Origin of the sequence: Longimonas sp. (assembly GCF_040409695.1) — a bacterium.
GTDB lineage: Bacteria > Bacteroidota > Rhodothermia > Rhodothermales > Salinibacteraceae > Longimonas.
This window is the reverse complement of sequence record NZ_JARWGJ010000106.1, coordinates 14,580-34,530: the sequence shown is the minus strand read 5'-3', so window position 1 is coordinate 34,530 and position 19,951 is coordinate 14,580. Positions and strand designations below refer to the sequence as shown.

General features: G+C 59.9%; 15 protein-coding genes. 7 read left to right on the top strand and 8 right to left on the bottom strand.

Annotated elements, in window-relative coordinates:
• The coding region (locus tag PPP56_RS06900) for a M28 family peptidase (protein ID WP_353563304.1) at nt 1–622 on the top strand (622 nt) is incomplete at its 5' end.
• A 169-nt stretch (nt 623–791) separates the two neighbouring features.
• Here the strand turns inward: PPP56_RS06900 and PPP56_RS06895 are convergent.
• From PPP56_RS06895 to PPP56_RS06880, 4 genes are all read right to left on the bottom strand, one after another.
• Entirely contained in the window at nt 792–1,751 is a 960-nt protein-coding gene (locus PPP56_RS06895) for a vWA domain-containing protein (RefSeq protein ID WP_353563303.1), read from the bottom strand.
• Nucleotides 1,748–2,512 carry an SIR2 family NAD-dependent protein deacylase gene (locus tag PPP56_RS06890; protein ID WP_353563302.1) on the bottom strand — a complete coding sequence of 255 codons (765 nt, stop codon included), beginning with the start codon at nt 2,510–2,512 and terminating at the stop codon, nt 1,748–1,750. The genes PPP56_RS06895 and PPP56_RS06890 overlap by 4 nt, the downstream gene beginning before the upstream one ends.
• A 55-nt stretch (nt 2,513–2,567) precedes the next feature.
• Entirely contained in the window at nt 2,568–3,566 is a 999-nt protein-coding gene (locus PPP56_RS06885) for a hypothetical protein (RefSeq protein ID WP_353563301.1), read from the bottom strand.
• A 78-nt stretch (nt 3,567–3,644) separates the two neighbouring features.
• Complete coding sequence (locus tag PPP56_RS06880) at nt 3,645–4,526, bottom strand: DUF58 domain-containing protein (protein WP_353563300.1); 882 nt, start codon at nt 4,524–4,526, stop codon at nt 3,645–3,647.
• Between the two features lie 307 nt (nt 4,527–4,833).
• Here PPP56_RS06880 and fabF point away from each other — a divergent pair, with 307 nt between their 5' ends.
• Entirely contained in the window at nt 4,834–6,096 is a 1,263-nt protein-coding gene (gene fabF / locus PPP56_RS06875) for a beta-ketoacyl-ACP synthase II (RefSeq protein WP_353563299.1), read from the top strand.
• A gap of 188 nt (nt 6,097–6,284) precedes the next feature.
• Here fabF and PPP56_RS06870 read toward each other — a convergent pair whose 3' ends face one another.
• The 3 genes from PPP56_RS06870 to PPP56_RS06860 form a co-directional block, all read right to left on the bottom strand.
• Nucleotides 6,285–6,590, bottom strand: a complete 306-nt coding sequence (locus PPP56_RS06870; protein ID WP_353563298.1) for a hypothetical protein — start codon at nt 6,588–6,590, stop codon at nt 6,285–6,287.
• Between the two features lie 237 nt (nt 6,591–6,827).
• Nucleotides 6,828–7,805 (bottom strand): Gfo/Idh/MocA family protein, encoded by a 978-nt coding sequence (locus PPP56_RS06865; RefSeq protein ID WP_353563297.1) that lies wholly within the window; start codon nt 7,803–7,805, stop codon nt 6,828–6,830.
• Nucleotides 7,806–7,909: 104 nt separating this feature from the next.
• Entirely contained in the window at nt 7,910–9,283 is a 1,374-nt protein-coding gene (locus PPP56_RS06860; RefSeq protein ID WP_353563296.1) for a nicotinate phosphoribosyltransferase, read from the bottom strand.
• A gap of 187 nt (nt 9,284–9,470) precedes the next feature.
• On the opposite strand from PPP56_RS06860, the gene der reads away from it, so the two are divergent.
• Both der and PPP56_RS06850 read left to right on the top strand, forming a co-directional pair.
• The gene (gene der, locus PPP56_RS06855; RefSeq protein ID WP_353563295.1) at nt 9,471–10,769 is read left to right on the top strand and encodes a ribosome biogenesis GTPase Der; all 1,299 of its coding nucleotides are present in this window, start codon (nt 9,471–9,473) and stop codon (nt 10,767–10,769) included.
• A 41-nt stretch (nt 10,770–10,810) separates the two neighbouring features.
• Entirely contained in the window at nt 10,811–11,554 is a 744-nt protein-coding gene (locus PPP56_RS06850) for a CDP-alcohol phosphatidyltransferase family protein (RefSeq protein ID WP_353563294.1), read from the top strand.
• Between the two features lie 164 nt (nt 11,555–11,718).
• Here PPP56_RS06850 and PPP56_RS06845 read toward each other — a convergent pair whose 3' ends face one another.
• Entirely contained in the window at nt 11,719–12,804 is a 1,086-nt protein-coding gene (locus PPP56_RS06845) for an NHL repeat-containing protein (RefSeq protein WP_353563293.1), read from the bottom strand.
• Nucleotides 12,805–14,053: 1,249 nt separating this feature from the next.
• On the opposite strand from PPP56_RS06845, the gene PPP56_RS06840 reads away from it, so the two are divergent.
• The 3 genes from PPP56_RS06840 (at nt 14,054) to PPP56_RS06830 (ending at nt 19,763) form a co-directional block, all read left to right on the top strand.
• Nucleotides 14,054–15,352: a TolC family protein gene (locus tag PPP56_RS06840; protein ID WP_353563292.1), complete on the top strand. Its 1,299-nt coding sequence runs from the start codon at nt 14,054–14,056 to the stop codon at nt 15,350–15,352.
• Between the two features lie 40 nt (nt 15,353–15,392).
• Nucleotides 15,393–16,613, top strand: coding sequence for an efflux RND transporter periplasmic adaptor subunit (locus PPP56_RS06835; RefSeq protein WP_353563291.1), 1,221 nt, complete (start codon nt 15,393–15,395; stop codon nt 16,611–16,613).
• Nucleotides 16,614–16,679: 66 nt separating this feature from the next.
• Complete coding sequence (locus tag PPP56_RS06830) at nt 16,680–19,763, top strand: efflux RND transporter permease subunit (RefSeq protein WP_353563290.1); 3,084 nt, start codon at nt 16,680–16,682, stop codon at nt 19,761–19,763.
• The last annotated feature ends 188 nt before the right edge of the window (nt 19,764–19,951 follow it).

Sequence of the window (19,951 nt, the reverse complement as noted above, 5' to 3'; positions counted from 1 at the left end):
CAACTACATCAACAACGGCGCCGACGACAACGGATCCGGCACGGTAGCCACCCTGGCGTTGGCTCAGGCGTTCAAGCAAGCTAAGTCCGATGGATATGGACCACGCCGCTCGATCCTGTTTCTGAACGTAACCGCCGAGGAGAAGGGCCTGCTTGGATCGGCCTATTACGCAGATGAGGAGCCCGTCTTTCCGCTGGAGCAAACGGTGGCCAATCTCAACCTTGACATGATCGGACGCGTGGATCCGTCGTATCCCGAGCTGCCCGATAGCAACTACGTCTACATCATCGGTGGCGATCTGATCTCGGATGATCTGGATGCGATCAACCGCCTCGCGAACGAGCGTACGGGAATCAATTACACGCTGCACGAACGCTACAACGACCCGAACGACCCCCAGGCGCTGTATCGCCGCTCCGATCAGTGGAACTTCGGCAAGCACAACATCCCGTTTATCTTCTACTTCTCGGGCCTGCACGATGACTATCACGACGTAGGCGACGAGGCGCACAAGATTGATTATGAGCGGATGGCCGAACGAACGCGCCTGGTCTTTGCCACCACCTGGCAGCTCGCTAACCAGGACGCACGCCCTGCCGTGTCAGGTGAAGGCTTTGACTGATACGAAATCCGGCTGCAGCATTACAGCATGGCCCCTCTGTGGGGCATCGGCTTTAAGGGTGGACAGGTAAAGATGAAGGAATGAAAGCATGGGGCGTTGTGCTCGTTCAGCCACGCATCTTTCTGCACGTCCGTCTTTCCCTCCCCCAGTCAAGCATACGAAGTTGACATTATGGGAAGCGCCAGGCCACGGTAGTACGCAGCAGAGCGTGTAGCAGCACGAGAAGCAGTGCTGGAACAGCAAACTGCGCAAACCGCTCACTCACGTCGGTGTACGTGTGTGTCTCAATCTCGCTCTGCTCCAATGCGCTGATGTCATCATAGATAGTCTGAAGCGCCGCCGCATCGGAGGCCCGAAAGTACTGCCCACCGGTAGCTTCAGCGATCGTTGTGAGTACAGCTTCATCAACCTCATCGCTTCCTTGCTCTTCAAGTTCAAACGGTGCGTCCCCAAACGACCCTACGCCAATTGTGTAGACCCGTATTCCCATGACACGCGCAATTTCGGCGGCGGTGAGCGGATCGATCTCGCCCCGGTTGTTCTGCCCGTCGGTCAGCAGGATAACCACCTGACTCGGCGACGCCCCGCTACGCAGACGACTGGTTGCAGCGGTGAGCGCCGACCCAATCGCTGTGCCGGGCTCAAACTGCCCGAGGCGCAGCTGCTCGATTGTGTCCACCAGAAAGTCCTGGTCGGTGGTAAGCGGTGCCTGCATAAATGCGCGCCCTGCAAACACGACCAGTCCGATACGGTCGTTAGAGCGCTCTTCCACAAAGTCGATTGCCACCGAGCGCGCAGCTTCGAACCGGTTGGGAGGAAAGTCGGTAGCTCGCATTGAAGTGGATGCATCAAGGGCAAGCACAATGTCGATGCCCTCGGTCGTTTCGACCTGCACCACGTCGTGCTGCTGCGGGCGGGCCAGCGCTACGATGAGCAATGCCATGGCGCTCAGGCGAAGCACCGGTAGGGCACGGCGCACCCACACGCGCCACGACACACGAAGGGGCACATCGGCTACGCGCGGAAAGCCCACGCCCTCGGTATGATGACGTGCACGCCACCACATCCATCCTCCCAGCAGAGGCACCGCCGTAAGCATCCACAAGACTGCAGGATACGCAAAAGTCATGATGCCGATCGGGCTTGCATGCGTTCAGCAACGGCCTCTACAAGCCGAGGAAGCGCCTCACCAGCCGGCGCTTGCACATGCTCGTGCGCCTTGCCCGAAACGGCGCTGGTATCCGGATTCACATCGGCCACGTAGGCGCCATGGTCAAGCGCAATGACCGGGAGGTCGGCAGCCGGAAAGACAACGGCGCTGGTGCCAACCGCCAGAAACACGTCGGCAGCCCGGGCCCAGTCCTGCGCCGCTTCGATGGCGTCGCGCGGCAGCCTCTCCCCAAACCAGACGACATCCGGGCGGATGAGCCCGCCGCATTCATCGCAGCGAACCGGCTCGTCGGCATCGGCCACCTCCGCGTCGAGCTGATGCGACGCGCCGCACTCAATGCAGTAGCTACGAATGATGTTGCCGTGCAGCTCAATGACCCGCTCGGTGCCGGCGTCCTGATGCAGGTTGTCTACGTTCTGCGTGATGCACGCAAACTCTGGCACGAGCGCCTCCAGGCGAGCCAGGGCCCGGTGTCCGGCGTTGGGCTCGGCCTCTTCAATCGCCTCTTGTCGGTACCGATACCACCCCTGCACCAGCGTAGGGTTGTCCAGAAACGCCTCAACGTTAGCCAGCTCTTGCGGACTGAACTGCTCCCACAGTCCATCGGGGTCGCGAAACGTTGCAATGCCGCTTTCGGCGCTTGCGCCTGCACCCGTCAGCACCGCTACCGTGCTCGCCTGTGCCAGCGCGTCGACCAGCGCATCAGAAAAAAGACTCATGGTACTGCTGTTTTGGTTGGCGTAGTTTCGTTTAGCGTAATGTCGTTTAGCGTATTCAGGGGGATGCGAACGACTCGGCTTCGGATGGACCGTTCTCGCCAGCCTCGGCCGCGTTCGTCTCGTCTGCGACCGTCGTTTCGTCGAGCGACTGTTCGATCTCTTCGAGTGCCTGTTTTGTTTCGCGCAGGGCCGTTCGGTTGGCGGCTGCATCGGGGCGTGTATCGGCAAACTTGGCCAGGTCGGCCAGCTCCAACACCGCCTGAATGCGCCCGGCCGCCTGCTGGGGCACGCGAGGATGCTGCTTCAGCGCACGTACCACTTCCGCGGAGGTGCGCTCATGCGCTGGCAGATGCAGCCGGTTGCGCAGGTATGTGCGCACCGCATCCGTAAGACGGATGTAGAACGCTTTGGAGGCCTCGCCCTCGGCAGGCGCGGCAAGCGCATCGAGCGCGACCTGCGCATTGCTGTATGGCGTTGTATGAGCATCAGCGTCTGTGGATGCGCCGGAGGGCGCCCACCTGTCGCGGCGTTTGTATCCCCACAGCCCCAGTGCCAACAGCAGCGCCACCAGGGCACCGGCAGCCGCCCACATGCGCCAGCCATACGGGAAGTCAACCGGCGGCATCAGCGGCTGCATGGCCGTTGTCGTGTCGGAGGGCAGCACGCTGGGCACCGGCACCGTGAACGCACGCGAGCCAGCTATCGTGGTATCCTCGCCCGCAACGACCCACGTAGGCAGCGGCGGCACCCGGGCCTCGTCGAGCACGAACGTGGTAACGGCATACCCCACGCTGTCGACCCGCCCGCCCGGACGCGCCGTTCCCGCGTAGCGGTGTCCGGATGCGGCCTGTCCGAGCACTTCGAGATCTCCAAACAATGTAGGACCGGCGTCGGGCGGTGGAAACGACACCTGCGACTGAAACGAATGCTCAACCACCATCCACAGCGTAGCGCGCTCTCCAACGCGAAGGCTGTCTGCATCCAGATAGGCCTCTACCTGAACCGGCTGTGCCCAAACCGCCTGCGGCGTGCCTACGAGCAGGGCACCAAGCAAGGCAGCAGAAAACAGCAGTCTGGTGCGCACACAGATTCGCAAGCAGAAACGAGGCATACGAGCGTAGAATTCGAGAACTCAGTCGGTGGTGGCTCGACGGCGGAAAAACTGGATGAGCGTCTCGGCCGCGTCGCCCGTGGTTGGCAGCGGGAGGTAGTCGGCCTGTGCACCGCGAAGCGTCTGCGCGACCTGCGCATGTCGGCGTGCCGCTTTTTCTTCGAAAGCCTGCCGGGTTGCGGGGTCGCTCGTGTCTACCGTACGCGTAGCGCCTGTTTCTGGATCGGTAAGCGTGACGAGCCCATGCGGCGGCAGCGTCTGCTCGCCGGGATCGTAGATGTGCGCGCCAATCAAGTCATGCCGCCGGGCCGCTGCACGCAGCGTGGAGGCATAGCCGTCATCGATAAAGTCGCTGATCAGCAGAACGGTTGCCCGGCGGTTCAGTCCGTTTAGCAGGTAGCGCAGCGCAACGCGTAGATCGGTGCCCCGCGAGCGGGGTTCATAGCTTAGCAGCGCGCGCAGGCTATGCAAGACATGGCGCCGCGTGTTGCGTGGCGGACGCAGCATCTCGACCTCGTCGCTGAACAACAGCAGGCCCACAGCATCCTGGTGGTGCAGCGCGCTGAACGCCAGGAGCGCCGCGGTCTCAGCGGCTATGCTACGCTTGGTATCCTGCGCAGTGCCGAAAGCATGCGAGGCCGACACATCAACGGCAAGCATCACCGTCTGCTCGCGCTCCTCCTCGAACACCTTCACGTACGTCTCCCCCGTTCGTGCCGACACGTTCCAATCGATCGCCCGCACGTCGTCGCCCCGCTGGTACGGACGCACCTCCGCGAACTCAAGCCCTCGGCCCTTAAACGCCGAGCGGTAGGCCCCCCCAAAAAGCGCCTCCACCTTGCCACGCGACCGAATTTCAAGGCGCTGAACCGCCTGCATCAGCGCGTCGTCAACACCATCCATAGTCCAGCATTTTATTGCGGCACAGTTAAGCACGGTTGAGTCCCATACTGCATCGATTGAATCCGGCACAGCAGGCGCTGTTCTGCGAAAGACGTCAACGTGTAATGGAACGTGTGGTGGCTCTGCTGTTGGCTCTGTTGGTCGCTCTGCAGCCCGAATTGGCGCGGCGTGTCCGGCGCTTTCTGCTCTTTTCGTAGGATGTGCACGGATCAGAACCAGCCTCCCTTGCGCCTGATTGGCACAGTGGCTACACTACACGATGGCAGCGCCTGCTGTTTACTGGATTGCTCATGAACTCCCTGCATTGATGGCTACCACTCCCGCTACAGATGCGATCGTTGTTACCGGGCTGGGTGCAATTACACCCATCGGAAATTCGGTGGATGCGTTCTGGTCGAACCTTCTTACTGGAACGAGCGGCGCCGGACGCATCACCAAGTTCGATTCCTCTGACTTCCGTACCAAGATTGCGTGCGAGGTCAACGACTTCGATCCGGCAGCTTACGGAATCGATCCCAAATCCGCACGGCGCCAGGACGTGTTTAGCCAGTTTGCGCTGGCCGTGGCCCACCAGGCGCTTCATGATGCCGGGCTTGTGCCGCAGGAGTTGACTGAGACGGAGCGGAACCGCTTTGGCGTGGTGTTTGGCACGGGAATCGGCGGAGGCACCATGTTCATGAACCAGGCCGAGGTCAACTACGAGCGCGGGCCGCGCCGCATCTCGCCCTTCTTTGTGCCCATGATGATCAGCAACATGGCAGCCGGACTCATCGCGATGGAGCATGGGCTAGGCGGGCCCAACCACTGCACAGTGTCGGCATGTGCCAGCGGCAACGATGCCATCGCCGACGGCCTTATGCTTCTGCAGCAGGGCCAGGCCGACCGCATGCTCGTAGGCGGCACCGAGGCGTCGCTCAACGAACTGTGTCTGGGCGGGTTTGGCGCGATGCGGGCGCTATCTACGCGTAACGAAGACCCACAGACCGCAAGCCGCCCGTTCGACAAAGACCGCGACGGATTCGTGGCTGGCGAGGGCGCTGGGGCGCTTGTGCTGGAGCGCCGCGATGCTGCTGAAGCACGGGGGGCGCGCATCTATGCAGAGCTCTGCGGCTTCGGGAAGTCGAACGATGCCCATCACTTCGCGGCTCCTGACCCCGAAGGCAACGGCGCGATGCGTGCCATGGAGCAGGCCTTGCAATCCTCCAACCTGGACCTGGAGGCGGTCGATCATATCAACATGCACGCCACGTCTACGCCGGCGGGCGACCCGGTCGAGTCGAACGCGATCAAGAAACTCTTCGGCGACCATGCATACGACATCAGCTGCTCAGCTACCAAGAGCATGACCGGTCATCTGCTTGGCGCAGCAGGTGCCATCGAAGCGGTTGCCACGGTGCTTGCTGTCGTCGACGACCAGGTGCCTCCCACCATTAACACGCAGAACCTCGATGAAGGCTGCGACCTTGACTATACGCTCCACGAGTCCGCGTCACGACCCGTAAATGTGGCACTGGCCAATGCCTTTGGGTTTGGAGGCCACAACACCACCCTGGCGTTCCGCAAAGCGTAATCCCCTGTCATCACACAGCGTTCGGTAGCACATAGCTCTTCCGGTGAAAGAGACGCAGCCCGGCCACGCACCAAACACGCTGCCCCCGCTCGCGCATTCGCGAACGGGGGCAGCCTCATCGTATACAGCTTTACGCAGTCGTCTTGCAAGGGGTAGCAAGGGCCAACCCTGCGGTCGTGGTGGAGACGCTACGCGGCTTGGCGCGAAGGCGACGCGGATCGCGTGCCCCGCTTGGCCGGACGCTCCGGATCGGTCGGAGCAGCCGCGTCGCGTTCAGCCGCTTCCTGATCTGCTCCTTGAGGTCCTTCCTGCGGTACATCTGGTGTCTTCATTGGGTTGTTTCCGCACTCCAAGCAGGAGTAATGCCCGCTCGCGCTACGTGTCATCCACGGCGTCTGCGTTTCGCAGTGCGGGCAGTACGACCACACCTTCATGTAGTGGGCCGTTGCTTCGACCGAGGCGTTCAGGTAGCGAGAGATTTTCAACCACGTCATAACAGGACGTCTTTTGGCAGAGAGTTCAGTGAGATGAGGACGTGCAGCCACTCATCAGGGCGTCTCTACCTGCAGACGGGCCATCCGTTCAGCGCAAACACCCCTGAAAGGGCTTTCCGTTGCACTCTTTTAACACCGAAAGCCCTTTCAGTATCGACGCGCAAATAAGCTCCACAATCTGGAAGCGCTCTCAAAAAATCCGATGCCAGAATGTTGCGGCCATCGTGCCTGCGCATGCTACCACGGCTCTAACCCGATCGTCGCCCGCATCTCGTCGAGCGTATGCAGCACCGCGACCGTATCAGCAAGCGGAAGAACCGGGCTTTCGGTACGCCCCTCGCGCAGGCATTCATGCACATGCTGGGCCTCGAAGTGATAGCCATGCCCGGCAAAGGAATGGTCGTACGTCTCCGTATCTACGCTTCGCCCGGTAAGCGACAGCGCCTGCCCGTGCCACCAGGGGGCATGCAGACGAAGCGTGCCGTTGGTGCCTGTAGCATGAGCGAGCCGCGTACCTTGCTCTCGGAACGAAGTCGTCAGCACCGCCTCACGGCCTTTGTTATACGAGAGCGTTGCAGTCACATCTTCCTCGACCCCTGTAGCGCCGCATGTCGCATCTACCGTACACGACGCCGGCGTGCCCAGCAAGCGATGCGCCCACCACACCGCGTACACGCCCAGATCGAGCAGCACGCCGCCCCCCAGGTCCGGATCGTATAGCCGGTGCGCAGCGTCGAACGGGCGCCGCACGCTCAGATCCGCACGCACCGTCTGCAGCGCCCCCAGCGTCTGCTGCTCCACAAGCACAAGCGCGCGCTGCACCGCCGGAATGAACGCCGTCCACATAGCTTCCATAGCAAACACCCCGGCGCGTTGGGCAGCACGGCGCACCTTGTCGGCCTCTGCAGCACTCATCGCGAAGGGCTTCTCGACCAGCACCGGCTTACCCGCCTCTATGCACTGAAGGGCTTGGGCCGCATGAAAGGGATGCGGCGTGCCAATGTAGACAATGTCGACGGCGTCCGATGCAATGAGCGCATCATACGACGCAAACGCATGTTCGGTGCGGTGCGCCTCCGCGAACGCCTCGGCACGCTCGGACGACCGCGAAGCCACCGCCGCACAGGTGCCCTCATCGCAGTGCACAAGATCCTCAGCAAAAAGCGAGGCTATCGTACCCGTTCCCAGAAGTCCCCAGCGCAGTGGTCTTGACATATCAGCGGTAGGTTAGGTAGTGTCTGAAAAGTAAGCGTGCAGGCGAGCGTCGATCGGGGGGGTGTTATGCAGGATGTTTGCAGAGGGATGCGCACGCTGTGCCCTTATGGAAGATCGTGTGCGGCCTTGAGCGCAGCCTCTGTTTCGGACGCCCGGTCTTTCAGCGCCTGCGATACGTCAACCGGATAGGTATCGGCTTTTTCGAGAGCATGCAGCGCCTCAGGGAGCGCGGCAAGTGCGTCATGTGCATAGGTCCGGCTCTGCGCAAGCGACGGCGCCGCCTCGGTGCGTTCCCCGTTGCGCATCACGCACTGCAACAGCGGCTCGCCGCCATGCGACGCGTCGGCTGTCGTGATGACGTCACCCGTCGCCGTGCCGTTATCGTCAAACGAACGATACACCTGCTTGCGCCCTGGCAGGTTCTTCTTGTTGGGCGCCAGCTTCATGCGCGGCGTGCCGTCGTATCCGGCCAGCTTATACGCACTGTCCAAGTAGGGCTGATCTTCCATCGTCCCGAGCTTGGTCCCCACGCCGAACCCGTCGATAGGGGCGCCGCTCTGCACAAGCTCTGCAATGCGATGCTCGTCGAGCCCACCACTGGCCAGGATGTTCACATCTTCGAGTCCGGCCTCGTCGAGGATAGCGCGGGATTTGCGGGCCAGCTCGCCGAGGTCGCCCGAATCCAGCCGAATACCGCGCACCTGAAAGTCATCACCACGGGCCTTAGCCATCTTCACGACGCGGCGCACACCGTCGAGCGTATCGTACGTATCCACCAGAAGCACGGTGCGGGGGTAGAGATCAGCAAACGCGTCAAACGCCTCCTGCTCATGCTCGTGCGCCTCGATGTAGCTATGTGCCATGGTACCCGTTACAGGCAGGCCGTAGGTCTGCCCGGCTGCTACGTTCGAGGTCGCGTCGATCCCGGCGATATAGCCGGCGCGTGCCGCTTTGAGCGTCGCATCGGCGCCGTGCATGCGCCGCATCCCGAAATCGGCGACGGTGCGGTCGGTGCCATCTATGGTAGCGGCCTGCTTCACGCGCGCCGCCTTCGACGCGTATCCCGTCTGGTACGTGATCTGATTCAGCAGAAACGTCTCTACCAGCTGCGCCTCACCAATAGGAGCAACCACTTCGAGGAGGGGCTCATTCGCAAAGACTGGCGTACCCTCGGGCACCGCGTATACGTCGCCGGTGAAGCGAAAATCGGCCAGACCATCCACAAAATCGTCGTCGAAGTCGTCGAGCGAGCGCAGATAGTCGCGATCCGACGCCGTGAACCGGAGCCCTTCCAGATACGAGAGCACCGTATCGAGCCCACACGCGAGCAGGTAGTTACGCTGCTTCAGGCGACGCACAAACAGCGAGAAAACGGCTGTCGCGTCCATATTCTCGCGCTGGTAGGCCTGCAGCATAGTAAGCTGGTAGAGATCCGTATGCAGGGCAGGCGAAGCGTTCGAATCAAACGAAAGAGCCATAGCAACATGAGGGTGGTGAGCAGACCGTGCATTGTGCTGTACCGCATTGCCTTGCACGGGGTTTGCAGGTTCACTCGTTTGTTGCGAAGGTGCCCCAATGCGACGCTCGCGTCGGAACGCAATTGGTAGCGTTCGTTCAACATAATCTGTCTCTTTTATTCTATGCTGTCTGTTCTTCGCTGTCGCTATGCTTGTTGCTATTGTCGGGCGCCCCAACGTAGGCAAATCGACCCTCTTCAATCGCCTTACCGGACGCAAACGCGCGATCGTTGACGACCAGCCCGGCGTAACGCGCGACCGCGTTTACGGCGAGGTCGACTGGGGCGGGCGCACCATTCCTATTGTGGATACGGGGGGATACGTACCGCACTCGGCCGAGCGCTTCGAAACCGCCATCCGCGAGCAGGTCGACATTGCGCTCTCAGATGCGGATGTCGTGCTGTTTGTAACGGATGTGACGACAGGCATCACCGATATTGACCAGGAGATGGCCCAGCGCTTTCGCCGATCGGATACGCCGGTGCTGCTTGTCGCCAACAAAGCCGACAACGACGAGCGTCGCTGGGCCGCCAACGAAATGTATGGCCTGGGTTTCGACGAGATCTACCCGGTTAGCGCATCCAACGGCATTGGCACCGGCGAGCTGCTCGATGCCCTTCTGGAGGCGCTCCCCGAAAATGACGTAGATACGCCCGACGAGCGCACCGGCATTGCCGTGATCGGGCGGCCCAACGTAGGCAAGTCTTCGTTCATCAACGCCCTGCTCGGATTCGACCGCTCCATCGTAACCGAGGTTAGCGGCACCACCCGCGACGCCGTGCACTCGCAGGTGGAGTACGAGGGCCGCGAGCTCACCCTCATCGACACCGCCGGACTGCGAAAAAAAGCCAAGGTGAAGGAAAATATCGAGTTCTACAGCGCGTTGCGTAGCGAGCGCGCGGTGCGTGAAGCAGATGTATGCATCCTTATGGTGGATGCGACCGTAGGACTTGAAAACCAGGATGTACGTGTCTTTCGAGAAGCCGAAAAACACAAGAAGGGCATGGTCCTCGCCGTGAATAAGTGGGACCTGGTCGAGAAAGATACCAACACAGCCAAACGATACGAGGAGTACTTCCACCGCATTCTGGACCGGCAGTCGCACGTACCCATTGTATTTACCTCAGCGGTCACGCGGAAACGCGTGTACAAAGTGCTCGACACCGCGCTCCAGGTTGCCGACGAGCGTGCCAAACGCATTCAGACGAGCACGCTTAACGACATGGTGCAGGCAGCGGTTGAAGCGCATCATCCGCCGACCTATCGCGGCAACTACGTGAAGATCAAATACGCCACGCAGGTACGCTCCGACCCGCCGGTGTTTGCGTTTTTCTGCAATCATCCCGATGGCATCAAGGAGTCGTACCGTCGCTACCTGGAGGGCAAGCTGCGCGAGGCCTTTGGCTTCGACGGCGTACCCCTGACCCTGGCGTTCAAGCAGAAATAGTGTTTTTTAGATTGCGCCTGCGCTCCAGCAGGCTCTGACCAATGCCGACTGATTCCTCGCCGCCCCTTGTTGCCCGTCGCCTGCGCGCCTATGGCGTGCATGTGCTTACGGCCAGCGGGGTCGTGCTGGCGCTGCTTAGCCTGGGCGAACTGTTCAGCACAGAGCCCGATCTGCGCTGGGTGTTTGGCTACCTGGGCGCGGCCATCATTATCGACGCGATCGATGGCTCGCTGGCCCGCCACTGGGACGTGCTCACCTACGCTGCGAGTACCGAGGGGCATACGCTCGACGACCTCGTCGACTACCTCACGTTTACGTTCATCCCCCTGGTCGTCGTCTGGCAGATGGACTGGCTCGTAGGCCCTACCACACTCTGGATTGCCGCCGCGCTTATGGCCAGCCTGTTTGGCTTCTCACATGCCGAAGCCAAACAGTCCGAAACCGGCTTCTTTCGTGGCTTCCCGTCCTACTGGAACCTGGTGGCCTACTACATCGGACTGATTGTGACCGCCTTTCCCGAATACGGTCCGCTACTCATGACCGGGCTGGTTATCACACTGTCCATTCTTACGGTCGTGCCCATCCAGGTACTCTACCCCACGCGCACGCCCCAGCCGTGGCGCAAACCAGTGCTCTGGGGGGCCGTGGTCTGGGCCCTTCTCCTGGCCGCGATGCTCCCCACCTACCCCGACCTGCCCGGGTGGGGTGCCCCCTGGCTGCTACCCGTGTCGCTCCTCTATCCGCTTTTCTACTTCGTGCTGTCGTATATAGTGGCGTATCGGTGAGGATAGGCCTCTACTTCACAGACGTGCTCAGTCGCGGAAGTCCTCATAGTAGATTTTGAATGCGCCATCGGTAATATGCACCGTGTCGGATGGTGGCTAAGGGCTTCACTGACAGTCGTAAAAGCTATCCAACACAACTATGCAATGTGCTGACACATCAATAATTATTGATTCCCTTGCAGTGTGGTCGTATAAAGAAGAGCATGCCGAGGATCAGCCGTCAGAAGCCCATCCTCTTTCGATGGACTTATGTAGTGAAGATACATCATTTCTTCGTCATCGCGTAAGTTGCGCACATCTTGATACGTGTACCACGACTGCTCACCTGTAGACGGATTGAGCCGATGAAATTGTCCGCTTGTGAGTGCTATGAGAAGACTTCCATCATCGAGTAGGGTGGTGCTCTTCACAATAGGAACCGTTGGGTATGCCTGCCCCCCCGATTCTTCTAAATTGCGAGCAATCCATTCATCGCGACGTTCTGCAACAGCGCTCAAGATTCCCCCCTCCAATCTCCACTCATCCATAATGGTACCATTGGTACTAATTTTTCGAACCAGAGGACGATTTTCGTAGGCTGCAAGTATATATTCATCGTTCAGGCACTCAATGTAAACTTTGTTTTCTGCCCTAACGGCTAAGCTTACGGGACCTCTGTAGCCTTCGACAGCAACAGTGTCGACGGGACCAATTTCCGTTTCTTCTACTGTGCCATCGAAATTATACAGATCAAATAGACCACCGTTGAAAGGATTTGAGGAAGCTACAATCTGATTGTCTTGGAGGCAAAATGAATCAACATATGTCGGGATGGTGATGGATGTGGGCGTAGCATCAGCATGGAGTCCTGTAATCCTCCGTGCGTCATTATCAAGCACCCATATATCGGCAGGTGGAGCCTGTCCCTCGGTGGTTCGAGAAGTCCGAGTTCGGATCTGTGTTGGGTTAACGAACTCACCAGGACCTTCCCCTTCGCATCCATATATCCCGAGAACATTTCCCTGTTGGTTGATGTGCACAACTCGGTGGTTTCCTGTATCAAGTACAGCCCACCCCGTTGGAGTTGGAGCTATGCCACCGATCTTATGGAAAAAGGGGTTCTCTACTGTATCAGGAAAGCGGACCTCTAATGGCTCGACAACGGCATCCTGCGCATGGTAATTTTCTTGACCGAAAGCGGGATTTACGCTTGCTATAAGTATAATGTGGACAAATAAAAATACTAATAAATTTATAAATTTATAATTCATATTGAGTGGTATATATTCAATAAGTCGAAAACTACCATGGTACATAACAAACTCACATGTCCCTTCACACCCCCGAATTTTCGTCATTCTGAGGAGCGTAAGTGTCCCCACAAGCCCGTTTTGTGCATGCACCACTTTGTTCATGCATTGTCATCTTGAGCGGAGCGAAGCGGAGTCGAAAGATGACAATATGAATGGGGGCGTTGCAACCCGGAGATTGACCTGTGACAGAGCAGTAGCGACGAAGAATCTCTTCAAACCCAGTAGAACTAAGGGGGAATCGCTGTCTCTCTGCGGTCTGATTCCGCCGATTCCGGGGAGATCCCGATGCCGAGGGAGTGGGAATGCCGGTTCTGTGAAGGCTCGCTCAGGTTTTGTCGTGTACTTTGCAAAACTACAATTATTGTTGAGGGGGGCATTCCTGTGGAGTGCAGTTTCCGCCCCCTCCTCCAGCAGTACATTCCACTTGAGTACAATCTTCCCACCAGTTGTGCCAAGCAGGTTCCTTGCAGCACTCAGCTGGTGATCCTGTAGCGGCATTACCATGGGTGCATGAGATCTTATCAGGATTACTACTTGATGCGGAACAGACGGGACCTGGAAGTCCTGAATTCATGCAATACGCCCAACACGTGGCTCCCACCAGACCAAAATCGGACAACTTCTCTGTTTTGCAGTTTCTGTTTGATGTGTTATAATCCGTCGAGTACGTGCTGGGAAGCTCGGGGTCGGAGTCAAGCCTTCCAGTGTAGAACAACAGGTGAACGGGTGTAAAAGACATCGCTGGTTCTATGAGAGGATTCAATTCAGATGTTAGCCCTTCAACATCTTCCGCAGGAGTAAGCGAAAACCCGGCCAGCATTAACGACAAAATGCGATTACGAGGAGCGTGCCGCATCGTGCAAGTGGTGAATACATCATTGCTACGTTGATATTAGGATGGGTTGATGTGTACTACACGTGAAGCATACCCCCCCCTCTGATAAAAAAGCAAGAATATTTCAGGTCGTTAGATTTTCGTTACGTTTGAGCGAAATGAGTCATCGCTCTTTCCACTACCCGCTCTTCTACACCGTGCTGTCGTATGTGGTGGCGTATCGGTGAGAAATAATCAGTCGCCCCGGTATCCGTCCCTCCACATGACCTCTTCACACAATACATATCGCCGTGTGGCAACGATGCACATCATTGGCAATTTATCCAAGTACTACCATAATATTGATATGTAGTAATATGTACTTTAGTACACATGATCGTGTACACGCACTGGCGCGTAGTGCTGATGGTGCTCGGAGCGGTCGTTGTCGCTAGTACGGTCCTACCGCCGCTGAGCGCGTCAGCGACCCCGCTGGCAAGCCCATCTGCAAGTACCACGACATTTCCCGATGATCCCGAGCGCCTCACGCTCGACGAAGCGTTGCTTCGGTTTCAGCAGCACAGTCTGGAGCTGCAGCGAAGCCGCGCCCAGGCAATGGAGCAGTCGGCCCGGGGAGCGCAAGACCTTGCCTTTCCGAATCCAGAGCTGGAGGTGTCGCATGAGCCGCTCTTCCGCGGTAGCGACCGCGCGTGGGAGGCGTACGCGGTGATCCATCAGCCGATTGAGTGGCCTGGGCATCGAAGCACGGAGCGCGAGGTGGCCACCCAGACGCATGCGGCTGCACAGGCGGGCGCGCAGGTTGATAGCCTGCGGCTTGTGCAGGAGGCGGCGCAGGCCTACATCGCAGCAGCCGCTGCTGAGGCGCACCTGACGTCCATAGAAACAACCCTCCACCTATTCGAACGGGCGGACTCCACCTATCAGCGGCAGTATGCCGAAGGCGAAGTGTCGGGCTACGACATTGAGCGGTTTCGGGTGGCGTACGCACGCATCATCAACCAACACGCGGAGGCCGAACTTGAGGCAGACGACACCCGCCGCACGCTGAACCGCCTCATCCAGGCCGACACCAACGGGGCCGAATTGGCTCCCGCCGAGCTGCCTGATCTCGAAGCTGATCTCCCCGTGCTGCACAAAGCCCAGGCGCTGGCGAAAGAGCAACGCCCGGCGCTCAGGCGCATCAACGCAGAGCGGGCCACGGCAGAGGCGGCACAACGCGTAGCGCAACAGGCACGCATCCCCAGTCCCACCCTCATGGGCGGATACAAACGGCAATCCGATGGATTTGAGGGGATGTTTTTTGGAGCGGAGATTCCCATCCCAGCGTTCGACCGGAATAGACCGCAGATACGCGCCGAGCAGGCACGGGTGGAGGCTGCAGAAACCACTCACCGCCTCCTGCGACGCGAGATTGAGGATGAGGTCCGCACGGCCCACGCGGCCTACACCTCCGTGACCGAACGCCGCACGCGCCTCGCCACCACAGGCGCCTCGCCCGACGCGCTGCTGTCCCAGGCCCAGGCGCAGTATGACGAAGGCGAGATGGAGCTGTCGGATCTGCTTGATGCAGCAGAGACGTACGCCGAATCCCGGTCAATGGCTATCGACCTGAAGACCGACCAATGGATGCGCTATCTCGACCTGCTTCGCGCCATGGGGGAGACCCCGTAATTCCTCTTATTGACCACTCTGCTGCTACCTCCAGCTTGCCATGTTTGCCCTACGTACGCTTTTCGCCTGTTTTATCGGTCTGGCCCTCGTTGTAGGCTGTGGATCTGATCATGACCACGACCACAACGACCACGAAGAAACGCACGCACACAATGGCCACGAGCATTCCGACAACGATCATTCGAACGAGGAGCATTCGCACGATCATGACGACCATACCCACGACGAGCATGACCACGAGTCCGACATCCACCTTTCAGTAGCCGATCAGGAAGCCGTTGGGCTGGTCGTCGACACAGCGCGCACGGGTGAGGTGTCGGCTACGGTCGCTGCGAGTGGCACCATTGAGCCGGTAGCCGGGCAGTACGCGGTGGTAGCAGCGCCTGCGACCGGGCTGATCCGGGCCGATCGTAATATGGATGCACCTGTTCCAGGCGACTGGGTGCGCGAGGGCGATATACTCGCGGTGGTTGCCCCTACCGATGATGGGTCGTACGCCGCTCTCAAGGCGCGGGTGGAGCGGTTGCAGCGAGAGGTCGAACGAGCCGAACGGCTGTACGCCGATGATGCCATTCCCGAACGCCGACTTATTGAAGCGCGTCATGATCTGGATGTGGCCGAGGCGTCGCTCGAATCCATGGGTGGCGATCCGGAAGACGAAGGCTATGATTTGACGCTGCGTGCGCCACTGGACGGATGGGTGCAGCAGCGTACGCTTACGCCGGGCACCCACGTGGCTACCGGCGATCAGCTCTTCACGGTCGCCAACACCGAACGCGTGTGGCTGCGTGTTCATGTACCGGCGTCCGCTGCCGCACAGATCCGCAATGAGGGGCAGCAGGCCACTTTCACCGTTGAGGGATATGAGGAATCCTTTGCAACGGACCAAATTGTATCTGTAGGCTCGGCTATCGACCCGGACGAGCGGACGTTGCCAGTGGTATTCCGGGTAGATAACAGCGACGAGCGCCTCAAAATCGGGATGCTCGCCGAAGCACGTCTCCCCGTCGCTGGAGCCACCCGCGGCGTGACCATCCCGTCTACCGCGATCCGTACCGAAGATGGCATTCCCGTCGCCTACGTCCGGGTCCACGAGGATGCCTTCGAGCGCCGCATCATCCAGACCGGCCCGAGCGATGGGGGGCACACGATCGTTGAAGCCGGAGTCGAGCCCGGAGAGGCCGTGGTGACGCATGGGGCGTACCAAGTCTACCTTGCTTCAGTGGACACCGAGGCCGGCGGTCATCATCACCATCATTGATCGAGATGTGCCCCGTCTGCCTGACCTCGCCTGACGACATCGTCTTTTTCACGATCCTGCCTTCTTATGCTACGCGCTATCGTTCGTTGGTGTCTGAACAACCGCGTGGTCTCGCTCCTTACGGCGGGCCTTCTGCTCATTGCAGGCATCTACGCTGCTGTAACCATGCCCGTGGATGTGTTTCCAGATCTGTCAGCCCCCACCGTAACGGTCCTTACGGAGACGCGCGACATGGCCACCGAAGAGGTCGAAACGCTCGTCACCCGCCCCATTGAAACGAGTGTACACGGCGCTACCGATGTCCGCCGCATTCGCTCCAACTCAATGCAGGGCATATCGGTCGTCTACGTCGAGTTTGACTGGGGCACCGACGTGTTTCGCGCGCGGCAAATTGTGAACGAGCGCTTGCAGCAAGTGCAAGGGGATCTGCCAGACGGCATCGATGCGCCCGCACTTGCTCCGGTGGCCTCCATCATGGGTGAGATCCTGATCGTAGGCCTTACAAGTACCGAGCACGACGATACCGCTCTGCGCTCCGTGGCAGACTGGGACATCCGTCCGCGTCTGCTTGCGCTTGAAGGCGTTGCCCAGGTCGTGACGCACGGCGGGGCCGTCAAGGAGTACCAGGTGCAGCCCGACCTCAATGCCATGCAGGCCGCGGGGGTTACGCTTAGCGATGTGATGGCGGCTACCGCTGGGGCCAATCACAACACCTCCGGGGGCATCTATCAGGAAGATGGCGAGGAGGTGCAGATTCGTGGACTCGGGCGCGCGTACGATCTGGAATCCATCGGCGAAACCGTGGTACGCAGCCGAAGCGAAGTCGCGCCCACCCGCCTGCGCGATGTTGCTGCGGTCGAGATTGGAGCGAAACCGCGGCTCGGTACCGGATCGGTCAACGCCGAGTCGGCTGTCCTTTTCTCCATCCAAAAACAGCCCGGCGTAAATACGCTCGCGCTCACCGACGCCGTCGATGCCGAACTCGACCGCATCCAGGCGGATCTTCCAGACGGCATGACGATCGAGCGCGACCTCTTTCGGCAGGCTGACTTCATCACGCTCGCGGTGAACAATGTGATCACGGCGCTTCAGTACGGGGCACTGCTCGTCGTTCTCATCCTGTTTCTGTTTCTGTGGAACGTACGCACCACCGGCATCTCGCTCGTGGCACTCCCTCTTGCGCTTGCGTTCACCTTCCTGGCGATGTACAGCTTCGGCATCACCATCAACACGATGACTCTTGGCGGACTGGCAATTGCCATCGGGGCTCTGGTGGATGATGCGATTATCGATGTCGAGAATGCCTTCCAGCGGCTGAAGGAGAACGCCGCGCTGCCACCGGACGAACAGGACTCAATCTGGAATGTCGTCTTCGAGTCGTCGATGGAGGTGCGACGTCCGATCGTGATTACCACGGTGGCTATCGTCGTCATCTTCGTGCCGCTGTTCTTTCTTACCGGCATCGAAGGGCGGCTGCTGCGTCCGCTCGGGTTCGCCTACATCGTCGCGATTATTGCGTCGCTGCTCGTGGCAATTACGGTTACGCCCGTGCTCTGCTACTACCTCCTGCCCAACGCACCGACCGTACAGCAGGCAGAGGATCCATGGCTGATCCGGCGGTTGAAAGCGGGATACAAGCCCCTGCTGGACGCCTCGCTCCGGCATCGTCGAGCGGTAGCGATCGGGGCCAGCGTATTGGTGGTGGCTACGCTCGTGGCAATGCCCTTTCTGGGGCGCGGCTTCCTGCCCGATTTTCAGGAGGAAACGCTTGTCGTAACGGTGGCGGCTCCTCCCGGAACCGGACTGGATGTGTCGGATGAGATTGGGCGGCGCGTGGAATCCGAAATGCTCGCATATCCCGCCGTTACCTCCACCTCGCGGCGCACCGGGCGTGCGGCGATGGATGAGCACATCCAGGGTGCACATTCCAGCGAGATCGATGTGCAGCTTGACCTGTCTACCCACACCGTCAGCGAGGTCATGGCCGATGTCCGGGCCACTCTTGACGAGTTATCGGTCGGGGCGAATGTATCGCTTGGGCAGCCCATTGGGCACCGCATCGACCACATGTTGGCGGGAACCGAGGCCGCCATTGCAATCAAGGTCTTCGGTCCTGACCTGCTTCAGCTTCGCACGCTGGGCGAGTCGGTCGAGGCTGCGATCGCCGATGTTGAGGGCGCGGTGGACGTCAACGTGGCGCAGCAAACGCACGTGCCGCAGTTGCACATCGACGCCAACCGACCGGCGATGGCGCGCTACGGCGTCACGCCCGGCCACCTGGCCGACTACATCGACGTCGGGCTGCGAGGAGCCGCGGTGTCGGAGGTGCTGGAGGGCGAGGCGCGCTACGACCTCACGGTGCGTCTCCACGAAGACCAGCGCGGCAGTGAGGCGGCTATTCGATCGCTGCGGGTGGATACGCCTAACGGCCCCGGCGTGCCCATGTACGACCTGGCCGACGTACGCCGCGAAGCCGGCCCGAACGCCGTAAGCCGCGAAAATGCACGCCGCGTGCTCACGGTATCCGCCAATGCGGCGGGCCGCGATGTGGGGAGTGTGGTGCAGGACATGCAGCAGCAGGTGGATGCGGAGATCGACCTGCCGGACGGCTATTTCGTGCAGGTCGGCGGGCAGTACGCCCAGGCACAACAAGCCGCACAGACGATCACAGCCCTCACGATTCTCGCCCTGCTCGTGGTACTGATGGTGCTCATCCAGGCGCTGGGAAGTACGCGCGGCGCTGTCCTTATTCTCGCAAACCTGCCGCTGGCCCTCACCGGCGGCGTGGCTATCCTGTGGCTATTGGGAGAGCCGCTAACCATTGCCGCACTGGTGGGCTTCATCACGCTCTTCGGCATCGCCATCCGGAATGGCATCCTGCTGGTGGATCGCTACCTCGACAACCTGCAGGCCGGCGAGTCCCTGCGCGCCGCCATCGTCGAGGGCTCCATGCGCCGGTTGAGTCCTATCTTGATGACCGCGCTCACGGCGGGGCTTGCCCTCCTTCCACTGGCACTTAGCGGCGGACAGCCTGGCAATGAGATCCAGGCGCCCCTGGCCATGGTCGTGCTCGGGGGCCTGCTTACCGCCACAGCCCTGAACATGGTGGTGCTTCCTGCCCTGTTTCTGCTTGTTGGAGGGCGGAAATGATCACAATTCCCTTCTCTCCAGGGCACGCAAAGATCCGTATGTTCTCTGGACCCGCGTTGAAAGCATATCTCTGAGTGCATCCACATATCGTGTCCATTGTCCATTATGGTCAATCCGCATCTGTCGACCGCGTGATATCTCTGGACTGACTTGAAATGGGCTATGAACCTGCTTTGATTTCTTACTTT